This is a genomic window from Enterobacter cloacae complex sp. P29RS, from assembly GCF_014893445.1.
GTDB lineage: Bacteria > Pseudomonadota > Gammaproteobacteria > Enterobacterales > Enterobacteriaceae > Enterobacter > Enterobacter intestinihominis.
Genome location: NZ_JADBPZ010000011.1, coordinates 40,017 through 54,130 on the forward strand (window position 1 = coordinate 40,017; position 14,114 = coordinate 54,130).

At 52.6% G+C, this 14,114-nt stretch carries 12 protein-coding genes and 4 tRNA genes; 8 read left to right on the top strand and 8 right to left on the bottom strand.

Going from position 1 to position 14,114, the window contains the following annotated elements; genetic code table 11:
• Positions 1 to 56: 56 nt before the first annotated feature.
• From zipA to IM282_RS10210, 3 genes are all read left to right on the top strand, one after another.
• Entirely contained in the window at positions 57 to 1,052 is a 996-nt protein-coding gene (gene zipA / locus IM282_RS10200) for a cell division protein ZipA (RefSeq protein WP_022648943.1), read from the top strand.
• Positions 1,053 to 1,120: 68 nt separating this feature from the next.
• Entirely contained in the window at positions 1,121 to 3,136 is a 2,016-nt protein-coding gene (gene ligA / locus IM282_RS10205; protein ID WP_032623825.1) for an NAD-dependent DNA ligase LigA, read from the top strand.
• Position 3,137: 1 nt separating this feature from the next.
• Entirely contained in the window at positions 3,138 to 3,353 is a 216-nt protein-coding gene (locus IM282_RS10210) for a DUF3820 family protein (RefSeq protein ID WP_003861328.1), read from the top strand.
• Here the strand turns inward: IM282_RS10210 and IM282_RS10215 are convergent.
• Positions 3,350 to 4,345, bottom strand: a complete 996-nt coding sequence (locus IM282_RS10215; protein WP_022648941.1) for a bile acid:sodium symporter family protein — start codon at positions 4,343 to 4,345, stop codon at positions 3,350 to 3,352. The two genes, IM282_RS10210 and IM282_RS10215, sit on opposite strands and share 4 nt — an antisense overlap.
• Positions 4,346 to 4,434: 89 nt before the next feature.
• Here IM282_RS10215 and IM282_RS10220 point away from each other — a divergent pair, with 89 nt between their 5' ends.
• Positions 4,435 to 5,376 (top strand): LysR family transcriptional regulator, encoded by a 942-nt coding sequence (locus tag IM282_RS10220; protein WP_032676151.1) that lies wholly within the window; start codon positions 4,435 to 4,437, stop codon positions 5,374 to 5,376.
• Here IM282_RS10220 and IM282_RS10225 read toward each other — a convergent pair.
• The 4 genes from IM282_RS10225 to IM282_RS10240 form a co-directional block, all read right to left on the bottom strand.
• The gene (locus IM282_RS10225; RefSeq protein ID WP_022648939.1) at positions 5,367 to 5,708 is read right to left on the bottom strand and encodes a FlxA-like family protein; all 342 of its coding nucleotides are present in this window, start codon (positions 5,706 to 5,708) and stop codon (positions 5,367 to 5,369) included. The genes IM282_RS10220 and IM282_RS10225 overlap by 10 nt on opposite strands.
• 137 nt (positions 5,709 to 5,845) lie before the next feature.
• Positions 5,846 to 5,921, bottom strand: a tRNA-Lys gene (locus IM282_RS10230).
• Positions 5,922 to 5,925: 4 nt separating this feature from the next.
• Positions 5,926 to 6,001 (bottom strand) — tRNA-Val (locus tag IM282_RS10235).
• 41 nt (positions 6,002 to 6,042) lie between these two features.
• A tRNA-Val gene (locus IM282_RS10240) sits at positions 6,043 to 6,118 on the bottom strand.
• 258 nt (positions 6,119 to 6,376) lie between these two features.
• Here IM282_RS10240 and gltX point away from each other — a divergent pair.
• The gene (gene gltX, locus IM282_RS10245; protein WP_022648938.1) at positions 6,377 to 7,792 is read left to right on the top strand and encodes a glutamate--tRNA ligase; all 1,416 of its coding nucleotides are present in this window, start codon (positions 6,377 to 6,379) and stop codon (positions 7,790 to 7,792) included.
• A gap of 51 nt (positions 7,793 to 7,843) precedes the next feature.
• Here gltX and IM282_RS10250 read toward each other — a convergent pair whose 3' ends face one another.
• A complete protein-coding gene (locus IM282_RS10250; RefSeq protein WP_032622330.1) occupies positions 7,844 to 8,230 on the bottom strand; it encodes a YfeC-like transcriptional regulator in 387 nt (128 codons plus the stop codon).
• Between the two features lies 1 nt (position 8,231).
• The gene (locus IM282_RS10255) at positions 8,232 to 8,594 is read right to left on the bottom strand and encodes a YfeC-like transcriptional regulator (protein ID WP_022648936.1); all 363 of its coding nucleotides are present in this window, start codon (positions 8,592 to 8,594) and stop codon (positions 8,232 to 8,234) included.
• A 217-nt stretch (positions 8,595 to 8,811) separates the two neighbouring features.
• On the opposite strand from IM282_RS10255, the gene IM282_RS10260 reads away from it, so the two are divergent.
• Both IM282_RS10260 and IM282_RS10265 read left to right on the top strand, forming a co-directional pair.
• A tRNA-Ala gene (locus IM282_RS10260) sits at positions 8,812 to 8,887 on the top strand.
• A 210-nt stretch (positions 8,888 to 9,097) separates the two neighbouring features.
• Positions 9,098 to 11,287, top strand: a complete 2,190-nt coding sequence (locus IM282_RS10265; protein ID WP_063138120.1) for an EAL domain-containing protein — start codon at positions 9,098 to 9,100, stop codon at positions 11,285 to 11,287.
• Between the two features lie 45 nt (positions 11,288 to 11,332).
• Here IM282_RS10265 and nupC read toward each other — a convergent pair whose 3' ends face one another.
• Positions 11,333 to 12,520, bottom strand: coding sequence for a nucleoside permease NupC (gene nupC / locus IM282_RS10270; protein WP_022648934.1), 1,188 nt, complete (start codon positions 12,518 to 12,520; stop codon positions 11,333 to 11,335).
• A gap of 345 nt (positions 12,521 to 12,865) precedes the next feature.
• On the opposite strand from nupC, the gene IM282_RS10275 reads away from it, so the two are divergent.
• Entirely contained in the window at positions 12,866 to 14,104 is a 1,239-nt protein-coding gene (locus IM282_RS10275; RefSeq protein WP_023300656.1) for an Nramp family divalent metal transporter, read from the top strand.
• Positions 14,105 to 14,114 lie beyond the last annotated feature (10 nt).

Genomic DNA, 14,114 nt, shown 5'->3' on the forward strand with positions numbered 1-14,114 from the left:
TCTTAGTGAGTAAATGTTTGCCGTGGTGGCAAGGTGTTAGAACAACAGAGAATATAATGATGCAGGATTTGCGTCTGATATTAATCATTGTTGGCGCGATCGCCATAATCGCTTTACTGGTACATGGTTTCTGGACCAGCCGTAAAGAGCGTTCCTCTATGTTTCGCGATCGTCCACTGAAGCGCATGAAGTCCAGTCGCGAAGACGATGACGTTGAAGACGACATCGACGGTCTTGACGACGACGGCGTGGGTGAAGTTCGTGTTCATCGGGTCAATACTGCGCCCGGCGCAGCGCATGGAGAGCATGAAGCTCCCCGCGCTCCGCAGCACCAGTATCAACCACCGTATGCCTCTGCCCAGCCGCGCCAGCCAGCGCCGCCGCCAGTGGAAGAACCTGTTCGTCATCCGTCGCAGCAGCCTGTGCAACAGCAGCCCGTTGCGCCACAGCCTGTACAGCAGCAACCTGTGCAACAGCCTGCACAGCCAGTGCATCAGCCACAGCCAGTGCAACAGCCGCAGCCGGTAGAACAACCGCAGCCTGAATCTGCACCGCCTGCGCCACAGCCCGCTCCGCGCGTTGAGCCAGAGCCTGTTGTTGAGCCAGAACCGGTTGTTGAAAAGCCGCAGCGTAAAGAAGCGGTAATCATCATGAATGTGGCTGCTCATCATGGCACCCATCTGAACGGTGACGTGCTGCTCAACAGCATCCAACAGGCAGGCTTCAAGTTCGGCGACATGAATATTTTCCATCGCCACCTGAGTCCTGACGGCAGCGGTCCGGCGCTGTTCAGCCTGGCCAATATGGTCAATCCAGGCACGTTTGACCCGGAAATGACCGGTGATTTCGTCACGCCTGGGGTTACGATCTTTATGCAGGTGCCGTCCTACGGTGACGAGCTGCAAAACTTTAAGCTGATGCTACAGTCCGCTCAGCACATCGCCGACGAAGTGGGCGGTGTTGTGCTCGACGATCAGCGTCGTATGATGACGCCGCAGAAACTGCGCGAATATCAGGACCGCATCCGCGAAGTTAAGGAAGCTAACGCGTAATCGTCGCGTTTACTTCAACTCCTCCTCAACCCCCGCCTGTCGGGGGTTTTTCTCATTGATGGTGCGATATGGACTCAATCGAACAACAACTTACTGAACTGCGAACCACGCTTCGCCATCATGAATATCTCTATCATGTTATGGACGCACCGGAAGTGCCGGATGCGGAATATGACCGCCTGATGCGTGAACTGCGCGAGCTGGAAGCGCAGCACCCCGAACTGATTACGCCCGATTCCCCAACGCAGCGCGTCGGCGCGGAACCGCTGGGTGCTTTCAGCCAGGTGCGCCACGAAGTGCCGATGCTGTCGCTGGATAACGTGTTTGATGAAGAGAGTTTTCTGGCTTTCAACAAGCGCGTGCAGGATCGCCTGAAGAGCGTCGACAATCTGAGCTGGTGCTGCGAGCTAAAACTGGATGGTCTGGCCGTCAGCATTCTTTATGAGAACGGCGTGATGGTACGTGCCGCAACGCGCGGTGACGGCACTACCGGGGAAGACATCACCACCAATGTGCGCACCATTCGTGCGATCCCGCTGAAGCTGCGTGGCGATAATATTCCTGCGCGGCTGGAAGTGCGCGGGGAAGTTTTCCTTCCGCAGGCGGGCTTTGAGAAGATCAATGAAGAAGCGCGTCGTACCGGGGGTAAAGTGTTTGCAAACCCGCGTAACGCGGCGGCAGGTTCGCTGCGCCAGCTCGATCCGCGTATCACCGCGAAGCGACCGCTTACTTTCTTCTGCTACGGCGTCGGGATCCTGGAAGGCGGTGACCTGCCGGATACCCACCTGGGTCGTTTAATGCAGTTCAAAGAGTGGGGTTTGCCGGTAAGCAACCGCGTGCAGCTTTGCGACTCTCCAGAGGCGGTGCTGGCGTTCTATCACAAGGTTGAAGAAGATCGTCCCACGCTTGGGTTTGATATTGATGGCGTAGTGATCAAGGTTAACTCCCTGGCATTGCAGGAACAGTTGGGTTTTGTTGCCCGGGCGCCACGCTGGGCAGTGGCCTTTAAGTTCCCGGCGCAGGAGCAGATGACCTTCGTTCGCGACGTGGAATTTCAGGTAGGACGTACGGGGGCGATTACGCCTGTGGCGCGTCTGGAGCCTGTGCAGGTGGCTGGCGTGCTGGTCAGTAACGCTACGCTGCATAACGCCGATGAAATTGCCCGTCTGGGGCTGCGCATTGGTGACAAAGTGGTGATTCGCCGCGCGGGCGATGTGATCCCGCAGGTGGTTAACGTAGTGGAATCAGAACGTCCTGCCGATACCCGTGCCATCGAGTTTCCTGCCCATTGTCCGGTATGTGGTTCGGACGTTGAGCGCGTGGAAGGTGAAGCGGTAACGCGCTGTACGGGCGGGTTAATCTGCGGCGCGCAGCGTAAAGAGTCCCTGAAGCACTTTGTCTCCCGCCGGGCGATGGACGTCGACGGAATGGGTGACAAGATCATCGACCAGTTAGTTGAGAAAGAGTATGTCCATACGCCAGCGGACCTCTTTACCCTGACGGCAGGTAAGCTGACCGGTCTTGATCGTATGGGGCCGAAATCTGCCCAGAACGTGGTCAATGCGCTTGAGGCGGCCAAAAATACTACCTTTGCCCGTTTCCTTTACGCGCTCGGCATTCGTGAAGTCGGAGAGGCGACGGCGGCAGGGCTGGCGGCGTATTTCGGCACGCTGGAGGCTCTTGAGAAAGCCACCATCGACGAACTACAGAAAGTCCCTGACGTTGGTATAGTGGTCGCTACCCACGTCTTCAACTTCTTCGCCGAAGAGAGCAACCGTGAAGTGATCGGTAAATTACTGGAACAGGGCATTCACTGGCCCGCACCGGTAGTGGTTAATGCAGAAGAGATCGACAGCCCGTTTGCCGGTAAAACGGTGGTGCTGACCGGCAGTCTGAGCCAGCTCTCGCGTGATGACGCGAAAGCACGCCTGGTGGCGCTTGGGGCAAAAGTGGCGGGAAGCGTGTCAAAGAAAACCGACCTGGTGATTGCCGGGGAAGCGGCCGGTTCGAAGCTGGCAAAAGCGCAGGAGCTTGGCATCGAGGTGATCGATGAAGCGGAAATGATGCGCCTTTTAGGAGAGTGATGTGGAAAAAGAGCAGCTCGTTGAGATCGCCAATACGGAGATGCCGTTCGGTAAATATAAGGGCCGCAGGCTGATTGATTTACCGGAAGAATATCTGCTGTGGTTTGCCCGTAAGGATGAGTTTCCTGCCGGGCGTCTTGGCGAGCTGATGGCTATCACATTACTGATCAAAACAGAGGGGCTGACCCAGCTGGTGCAGCCCCTGAAACGTCCTTAAACTTTCGCGGCGCGGGTCTCTTCCTGCGCCAGCTTTTCAGTCTGTGCCTTGTAACGCCGCGCCAGTACCGCACACACCATCAGCTGGATCTGATGGAAAATCATCAGCGGCAGTACCATCATCCCAATGACCGACGTCGGGAACAGAATATTGGCCATCGGGATCCCGTTGGCAAGGCTCTTTTTCGATCCACAGAATACGATGGTGATTTCATCGGCCTTATTGAAGCCGCATTTGCGGGCCACAAAGACGTTAACCGCGATCACAATGGTCAGCAGAACAATGCTTACCACCACAATAAACAGCAGCGATCCTGCGCCCACCCTGTGCCAGATGCCGTTCACCACGGCTTCGCTGAAGGCCGTGTAAACCACCAGCAGAATGGAGCTTTGGTCCGTTTTCCCGATCCATTTTTTGTGTTTCGCCACAAACGCCCCAATCCAGGGGCGGGATAAGTGTCCGAGCACAAACGGCAGTAGCAGTTGCAGACAAATTTTACCCACCTGCTCCAGATTACCTTCTGCACCATGCATGTTCATCAGCAGACCGACCAGCAGCGGTGAAACAAAGATCCCGAGCAGGCTGGAAGCCGAAGCAGAACAGACCGCCGCCGCGACGTTGCCGCCCGCCAGCGAGGTAAAGGCAATAGCAGACTGCACGGTGGCCGGCAAAATGCACAGATAAAGGAAACCGGTATAGAGTGCCGGATCGACATTCACCGGCGCCCACCAGGCAAACAGCACGCCCAGAACAGGGAAGAGGATAAAGGTGCTGCACATTACCCAGAGGTGCAGTCGCCAGTGGCTACCGCCTGCAATAATGGCTTCCCGGGAGAGTTTGGCGCCATGCATAAAGAACAACAGGGCAATGGCTGCCGTGGTCAGCCCTTCAATGACCGGAACGAAACCGCCCCGCGCCGGGAAGAACGAGGCCAGCAAGACGACACCAATCAGGGTCAGCGTAAACGGATCAAGGATACGAAAAAGTTTCATAATCACTCCTGAAAACAGATGCCGCTATTGTGCTTTCTTCCCTTTGAGAAATAAAATTGATTTATTGCATCCATTCATGAATTAAACAGATGAATTATTCACTACGTCAGCTTCGTGTTTTTGTCACCGTCGCGCAGGCCCACAGCTTCAGTCGGGCAGGGGAGATGATTGGCCTCAGCCAGTCGGCGGTGAGCCATAGCGTGAAAGAGCTGGAAACTCAAACCGGCGTGAAACTGCTCGACCGCACGACGCGCGAAGTGGTGCTCACCGAAGCGGGACATCAGCTGGCAACGCGTCTGGAAAGGCTGCTGGATGAACTGAACAGTACGCTGAGAGACGTCGGACGGCTTGGACAACAGCTTTCCGGTACCGTGAGAGTGGCGGCGAGCCAGACGATTTCGGCGCATCTTATTCCCCAGTGCATCGCTGAAAGTAATCACCGCTATCCGGATATCGATTTTGTTTTGCACGACAGGCCGCAGCAGTGGGTACTGGAGAGTATTCGTCAGGGGGATGTGGATTTCGGGATTGTTATTGATCCCGGAGCGGTAAGCGACCTGGAATGTGAAGTGGTACTCTCGGAACCCTTTTTATTGCTCTGCCGCGATGATGATCCTCTGGCATCGCTGTCGCAGGTGGCCTGGCAAGCCTTACAGGGGGCAAACCTGGTGTTACAGGATTATGCATCAGGTAGCCGCCCGCTGATAGATGCCGCACTGGCCGCACAGGGCGTAAAGGCAACCATTGTGCAGGAGATTGGGCATCCTGCCACGCTCTTCCCCATGGTCGAAGCGGGGATTGGGATCAGCGTTCTGCCTGCGCTGGCGCTGCCACTGCCGCAGGGAAGTCGTTTAACGGTGAAGCGTTTCCTGCCCTGTATTGAACGCCAGCTGATGCTGGTACGCCGTAAAAACAGGTCTCTTTCCGGAGCGGCTCATGCCTGCTGGGATGTGGTGCGTATGCAGGCCAGGCGTCTGATGGAGGCCCGCACGCGCGATCCACTTTTTAACGAAACCAATGATCAGATATAGATATCAATCTGATGTTCTGCGGAGGGTTTATTGACGCCTTCCGCCACGGCCTGACCGCTTTCCTGTTTTGGCATCGCCTCTTCTGCCTGCTGACGCTGCAATTGCGCCAGCTGTGCCTGCAACATAGCCAGCTGAGATTCGAGCAATTCTTGCTGCTTTTGCTTTTCTTCCGCTGTGGCATCACCCATGGCGACTTCTTTAAGTTGCTGAGTGACTTTCGTTATCTGTTTGGTCAGACGGGTGATCTGGGAAGCAATGTCGTTTCCGCCGGAGCTGTTATCTACGCTGCCGATTTCCATCGCCGACAGAGAAACGGGCTTAAGAGTTGTCATATTGAGATCCTTTTCGCCATAAAATAGAGGTATCGGCAAAGAAGGCGTGAGCTTGAGTAAAACAAGCGGTTTGGCTGTAATGGGGATGTGCTATATCGCAGATAGCAAAAAAGCGCCTTTAGGGCGCTTTTTTACATTGGTGGGTCGTGCAGGATTCGAACCTGCGACCAATTGATTAAAAGTCAACTGCTCTACCAACTGAGCTAACGACCCGAAATGGTGGGCGATGACGGGCTCGAACCGCCGACCCCCTCCGTGTAAAGGAGATGCTCTACCAACTGAGCTAATCGCCCAATCTCAATTCTTATCTACACTGCGAGTCTACCGAAGTAGATGGTGGGTGATGACGGGCTCGAACCGCCGACCCCCTCCGTGTAAAGGAGATGCTCTACCAACTGAGCTAATCACCCCCGCTGTGTGGAGTCGCATTATAGGGAGAGTTGAAAATGAGTCAACGCATTTTCTAAAGTTTTTATTCGTTCGTCGTAAAATTAGTCAAAACGATCGCAAAACGGACTGTGGTGCATGATTTCTAAACAAAAACAGCAATCTCGAACCGGATAAAGTGATCGACATTGAGGAATCGGCCCACAGTGATAGAATATTGCCCATTGTTTTCTTCCCAGGATTTGCCGATTACCGGCATCTTTATAACGTAAGGCCATTTCATGAAAATCAAAACTCGCTTCGCGCCGAGCCCGACAGGCTATCTGCATGTCGGTGGTGCACGTACCGCTCTCTACTCCTGGCTTTTCGCACGCCACAACAAAGGTGAGTTTGTGCTGCGTATTGAAGACACCGATCTGGAGCGCTCAACGCCGGAAGCAATTGAAGCCATTATGGATGGGATGAACTGGCTGAATCTGGAGTGGGACGAAGGCCCATACTTCCAGACCAAACGTTTTGACCGCTATAACGCCGTAATTGACGAGATGCTGGTCGCAGGCACGGCCTATAAGTGCTACTGCTCAAGGGAGCGTCTGGATGCGCTGCGTGAAGAGCAAATGGCAAAAGGCGAAAAACCGCGTTATGACGGTCGTTGCCGTCATGACCACAGCGAGCATGCTGCTGATGAGCCTTGCGTAGTGCGTTTTGCTAACCCGCAGGATGGCTCTGTTATCTTTGATGACCAGATCCGTGGCCCGATCGAATTCAGCAACCAGGAGCTGGATGACCTCATCATTCGTCGTACTGACGGCTCGCCAACCTATAACTTCTGCGTGGTTGTGGACGACTGGGATATGGAAATCACTCACGTGATCCGTGGTGAAGACCATATCAATAACACCCCGCGTCAGATCAACATTCTTAAAGCGCTGAACGCGCCTGTACCGGTGTATGCGCACGTATCGATGATCAACGGTGACGACGGTAAAAAGCTGTCCAAACGTCATGGCGCGGTGAGCGTGATGCAGTACCGTGATGACGGCTATCTGCCGGAAGCGCTACTGAACTATCTGGTGCGTCTGGGCTGGGCTCATGGTGACCAGGAGATCTTCAGCCGCGAAGAGATGATCGAGCTTTTCTCTCTGAACTCGGTAAGCAAATCAGCCAGCGCGTTCAACACTGACAAACTGCTGTGGCTGAACCATCACTACATCAATACCATGCAGCCAGAGTATGTGGCGACTTATCTGCAATGGCACATTGAGCAGGCAAACATCGATACCCGTACGGGCCCTGAGCTGGCGGATCTGGTGAAGCTGCTTGGCGAGCGTTGCAAAACGCTGAAAGAGATCGCCGAGAGCTGCCGCTACTTTTATGAAGAGTTTGACGCGTTCGACGCCGACGCGGCCAAGAAACACCTGCGTCCGGTTGCGCGTCAGCCGCTGGAAGTGGTGCGAGATAAACTCGAAGCCATTACCGAATGGACTGCAGAAAATGTTCACCACGCGATTCAGGCAACCGCTGATGAGTTGGAAATTGGCATGGGTAAAGTCGGTATGCCGCTGCGCGTTGCGGTGACGGGGGCAGGCCAGTCTCCGGCGCTGGACGTGACCGTTCATGCCATTGGCAAATCACGTAGCGTTGCGCGTATCAACAAGGCGCTGGGCTTTATTGCTGAGCGCGAAAGCCAGCAGTAATGCTCGTGAAATACAAATAACGGCAGGGTAACCTGCCGTTTTTTATGTCTGTTATTCAGCAATACCAAGACGCGTGAGAAAACCCTGCAAACCTTCGCGAGCGAGCAGCTTGTGCAAACGTTCCTGTTCGACAGTTGTCATGTTTTCCAGCGAGTCGATAATTTGTGGAAGCAGGCTGGATGAGGTCGCCACGCCATAGAGTGAAGGGCTTTCTGCCACATGGTAAACAGCCCGACTGTTACGAATGGCGGGAAGGCTAATGATGTGCTCCTTAACGTGCGCATCAATACATATCACCCTCGCTCTTCCGCCTTTTACACCGTTGATACCCTCCGTTTTCCATCCTTTCTGTCGTATCCAGCGATTAACGGTTTGTCGGGCGACGCCCAGACTGTCCGCCAGCTCTTCCGTGGTCATTTTGCTGCGTAATCTTTTCATATTAGCGTTGGTCGCGAATCCCTAAGCGTTGTAACAATCCGGTAATCCCTTCCCGCAGTAACAGAGATGTCATCTGCTTTTGCTCATCCGGCGTCATTTCATTCGCCAGCGTCAGGAGCAGGGCGTGAAGCGAGCCTTCGTGGTACGCCTTTTCTGGCATTTCCGGCGACTCTGTTACCCTGCGTGCGCTGCGAATAAAGTCGCGCACTTTTTCATTGACGTGTACCAGACGCGCCTTGCCGCCCTGAACGCCTGGTTTTGGCGATGTAATCCAACCCTCTTTGCGTACCCATTTATTGATGGTCTGTCGGCTATAGCCAGTCAGCAGGGCTAACTCTTCTGGCGTCATTCGTTCCTTGATCATACAATTTCCTGAATATCTGTGGGGTTAATTAGTGGTTCATTTTATAGCACCGTTTTACGTGAAAACGTGACAAGCTTAACTCCTGGCTGCGAGCAGACTCGCAAAGTGATTCATTTGCATGATTTTTCGGCGGTTGAAAGGCTGAGGTTGAATTTGCCGTTGACACTGTGCGGCGGAATTCATATTATGCCGCCCGTCAACATGACAGCTTTACGATGGGGCTATAGCTCAGCTGGGAGAGCGCCTGCATGGCATGCAGGAGGTCAGCGGTTCGATCCCGCTTAGCTCCACCAAAATTTAAACCCTCGTCGTCAGACGGGGGTTTTTTATATCTTGTAAAATATTTAGACTGTTTTTGTTGCAATTAACGTCGTTTTCTATACCTCACCTCAATCCAAATCAATAATTAAGTCCATAAATAGACCTAAACTTGATTCGTCCAATTAATAAACCTATTATCGATCCGGTCAATAAGACGATGGTTAAATAGATTACCCGGATTAATGAATAGAAAAATTTACAATAATGTAAAAATATTTATGATTGCCCTGGCGCTAAGCCTGATTGCGATCCCCTTTTCCCGTTATATCTCTCCGCGCGCTATCGTTAACGAAAATGATGTTTATTTAGCGTGGCTGCCCTTAAGCGCCATGCTCGCCATCGTGTTGTTATTTGGACGACGGGCAATCATTCCTTTGTTGCTAAGTTTTAGTGTTACTAATGCTTATTACTTTGATTTAGCCCCGCTACAATCTATCGTTTTATTATGTTGTCAGACGTTTTCCGTCTTCGCCGCCTGTGGCGTTATCCGTTTGATGCTGGGCAAGCGCTGGCGCCACAGCATGCCGAATAAGTACATTGGTATACGTATTTTATGGCTCGGATTTATGGTGCCTGTGGGCATCAAATTATCGATGTATCTGGCGGGGTATTTATTTGATTTCCCGGTAACAATCTCCTCCTATTTCGGCGAAGGCTCTGCAATTTATAACGTTATCGATATTCAGAGTCTGATTTGCGCCGCCCTGATTTTCACCATGATGTTCTATTATCCATTAAGAATGATTATTAATCCTCGCTATGCCCGAACATTCTGGCGGCGAAGCGTGAAGCCCCTCTTTTGCAACAAAAAAGCGTTATTTATCGTTGTGTGGCTGATGCTGTTGGTCTCAATGATCGCTATTTTATGCGCGCCTTTTGAGTCGCAGTTTATTGCGGGTTATTTGATGCCGACCGTTTTCATTCTTTTTACCCTGGGTATTGGTCGTTTGAGCTATGCGCTCATCTCTTTATTCTGGGCAGCCTCAGCGCTCATGTTGTTGACCTATAATTATAATTTTCTCAATGGCGTTGAATCGGGCCACTCGCTCTCCTTTATTCTGTCGGTACTCATCTCTTTCGCTATCTGCCTGCTTTACATGTCGCAGATCTATCAGAAAAGTGAATGGCTGAAACAGGGGTGGCAGGATAGGGCGCTTACCGATCCGCTCACCGGTCTGCCTAACATTCGTGCGCTGGAAGTTTTTCTACAGCATCATCCTGAGGCCAAAGTCTGCTGCTTGCGTCTGGATAATCTGGAATTCCTGAGCCGTCACTACGGCATCCTCATGCGCGTGCACTGTAAAAAGATGATCACCGCGTCGCTGCAGCCGTTATTGCAAAAAGACGAGAAGCTCTTCCAGTTACCAGGCAGTGAACTGATGTTGGTCTTGCTGGGACCGGGCACGGCTGAACGTCTGCAATTTATGGTTGACCATCTGAACAGCCGTAAAATTATCTGGAACAAGACTGAGCTCGACATTGAGTTTGGTGCCTCCTGGGGGGAAGTGCCAAATGGAGAAAGCGTGCATCACACGCTGGGTCAGTTGAGCTGGCTGTCCGAGCAGTCCTGTTCCGGGCATAACGTCCTTGCGTTAACCAACAGTCTGGATGATGTTTCTGGTCATACGACGGACAGGGTGCTAATGCTGGCCCGTATAAAACGCGCCCTTGATATCGGTGGTCTCCATCTTTACGCGCAGCCAATTCACAACGCGCGCGGAGAAGGGTACTTTGAAATCCTTTCGCGTCTTGAAAGTGATGGTGAGATCATCACCCCTGACCGCTTTATTCCGCTGATTGCTCAGTTCAACCTGAGCCACCGATTCGACCTGAACGTGGTGGAAAAATTGCTGATGTGGATGCGCAGTCATCCATCCGGACGGGCCGGAACGCGGTTCTCCGTTAATCTGATGCCGCTGACGCTGATGCAGAACGAGATTGCAACTGAGATCATCGCGCTTTTTGAACGCTACGCCGTTGCACCGCAAGATATCGTCATTGAGATCACCGAGGAACAGGCTTTCTCTGACTCGGGAAGCAGCATCAACAATATCCAGCAGCTGCGGGATTATGGCTTCCGCATTGCTATCGATGACTTTGGTACCGGCTATGCCAACTTTGAGCGCCTGAAGCGACTGGAGGCCGATATCATTAAGATCGATGGCTGCTTCGTGAAAGATATCTGCACCGACAGCATGGATGCGATGATCGTGCAGTCCATTTGCAACATGGCAAAAACGAAATCGCTTTGTGTGGTGGCTGAATATGTGGAATCGGCTGAACAACGCGAGATGTTGCTGCGATACGGCGTTGATTATTTGCAGGGCTATTTGATTGGTAAACCACTGCCCCTGACGGCGCTGGAGACATAAAAAAACCGGGAGCGATGGCTCCCGGTTTTCATTGAGCGGTATGGATTACAGCACCAATGCTGCGATAGAGGCAGACAGGACGCTCACCAGCGTTGAACCGTAAACCAGCTTCAGGCCAAAGCGAGAAACGACGTTACCTTGCTCTTCGTTCAGGCCTTTAATCGCACCAGCGATAATACCGATGGAAGAGAAGTTCGCGAAGGAGACCAGGAAGACGGACAGGATCCCTTCCGCACGCGGGGAGAGCGTGCTGGCAATCTTCTGAAGATCCATCATCGCCACGAATTCATTGGATACCAGTTTCGTTGCCATGATACTGCCCACCTGCAACGCTTCGTGAGCGGGCACACCCATTACCCAGGCGACCGGGTAGAAGATATAGCCCAGAATACCCTGGAACGAAATACCAAGTACGGCCGCAAACAGGGCGTTCAGCGCAGCGATCAGTGCGATAAAGCCAATCAGCATCGCGGCAACGATAATCGCAACCTTGAAACCCGCCAGAATGTATTCACCCAGCATTTCGAAGAAGCTCTGTCCCTCGTGCAGGTTTGACATCTGAATGTTCTCTTCGCTGGCATCCACGCGGTACGGGTTAATCAGCGAAAGAACGATAAAGGTGCTGAACATATTCAGAACCAGCGCTGCAACCACGTATTTAGGTTCCAGCATAGTCATATACGCGCCCACGATAGACATGGAAACGGTAGACATTGCTGTCGCCGCCATGGTGTACATGCGGTTACGGGACATCTTGCCGAGGATATCTTTATACGCAATGAAGTTCTCAGACTGACCCAGGATCAGCGAGCTGACTGCGTTAAAGGATTCCAGCTTGCCCATGCCATTAACTTTCGATAACAGGAAGCCGATTGCACGGATAACCACCGGCAGAACACGAATGTGCTGGAGGATCCCGATCAGGGCAGAGATGAAGACGATAGGGCAGAGCACTTTCAGGAAGAAGAAGGCCAAACCCTGATCGTTCATGTTGCCAAAGACAAAGTTAGTCCCGTCGTTGGCAAATCCGAGCAGTTTTTCGAACATTTCGGAGAAGCCTTTCACGAAGCCGAGGCCTACGTTGGAGTTCAGGAAGAACCACGCAAGTAAAACTTCAATGACCAGCAGCTGGACAACATAGCGAATACGAATATTTTTGCGGTCAGTGCTGACCAGCAATGCGAGTGCAGTAACGACAACGAGTGCCAGGACAAAATGAAGGACGCGGTCCATATTTGCTCCAAATATGAGGCAGGTTTAATTTCCGTGCACATTCTATGTAACAAGCACAAAGAAAACGAGATCAAGCCCACACTATAGTTACATCCTGTGACGAGTCTCAAAAATAGTGATCAACAATACATTTTTGTTATGTTAGGTAAATGAGTGAAAAGTTAAGTTTGTGTGCTACGCTTCACAAATGTCTGCGCATTTTCACATTCTGTGACCTTGCTCCACCTGCCTGTCCATTGTCCCTGGCTATCAGAGTAATCATGTTAACCATTACAAATGAACTTGATAATCATTCTCATTTTGATAGCATAAAACATAGCACAGGCTATATTTCCAGAGGCAGAAATGACGAATAGTCGCGTAGAGAGTAGCAGCGGCAGGGCGGCACGCAAGCTGCGGTTCGCATTAATGGGACCTGCATTCATTGCCGCGATTGGCTACATCGATCCGGGTAATTTTGCGACCAATATTCAGGCCGGGGCCAGTTTCGGCTATAAGCTGCTGTGGGTTGTGGTGTGGGCCAACCTGATGGCGATGCTGATTCAGATGCTTTCCGCGAAGCTGGGTATTGCCACCGGGAAAAACCTGGCGGAGCAAATCCGCGATCACTATCCGCGTCCGGCGGTATGGTTTTACTGGGTCCAGGCGGAAATTATCGCCATGGCCACCGATCTCGCCGAGTTTATCGGGGCGGCGATCGGCTTTAAGCTTATTCTGGGCGTCTCCCTGCTACAGGGCGCCGTGCTGACCGGTATCGCCACGTTCCTTATTTTGATGCTCCAGAGGCGGGGACAAAAACCGCTGGAGAAAGTCATCGGCGGCCTGCTGCTGTTCGTCGCTGCCGCCTATATTGTTGAGCTGATTTTCTCCCAGCCGAATCTGGTGCAGTTGACGAAAGGGATGGTGATCCCGTCGTTACCCACCTCTGAAGCCGTATTTCTGGCCGCCGGGGTCCTGGGGGCGACCATTATGCCGCACGTAATTTATCTTCACTCTTCTTTAACCCAAAATCTGCACGGCGGGACGAGTAAAGAGCGCTACTCCGCCTCGAAATGGGATGTGGCAATTGCGATGACCATTGCCGGATTTGTGAATCTGGCGATGATGGCGACTGCCGCCGCCGCGTTTCACTTTAACGGGCATACCGGGGTTGCCGATCTCGACCAGGCGTACCTGACGCTGGAGCCGTTGCTGAGCCATGCCGCAGCCACTATTTTTGGTTTAAGCCTGGTTGCTGCGGGACTTTCCTCTACGGTTGTGGGGACACTGGCCGGGCAGGTGGTGATGCAAGGGTTCGTACGTTTCCATATTCCACTGTGGGTTCGCCGTTCGGTAACGATGCTGCCTTCCTTTATTGTAATTCTGATGGGGCTGGATCCGACCCGCATTCTGGTGATGAGTCAGGTGCTGCTGAGTTTCGGTATTGCGCTGGCGCTGGTGCCGCTACTGATATTCACCAGCAACAAATCGCTGATGGGCGATCTGGTGAATTCGACGTGGGTGAAACGCGCCGGGTGGGCCATTGTGGTCGTGGTGGTGGCGTTAAACATGTGGTTGCTGATAGGCACAGCCGCAGGCCTGTAAAAGAAAAAGG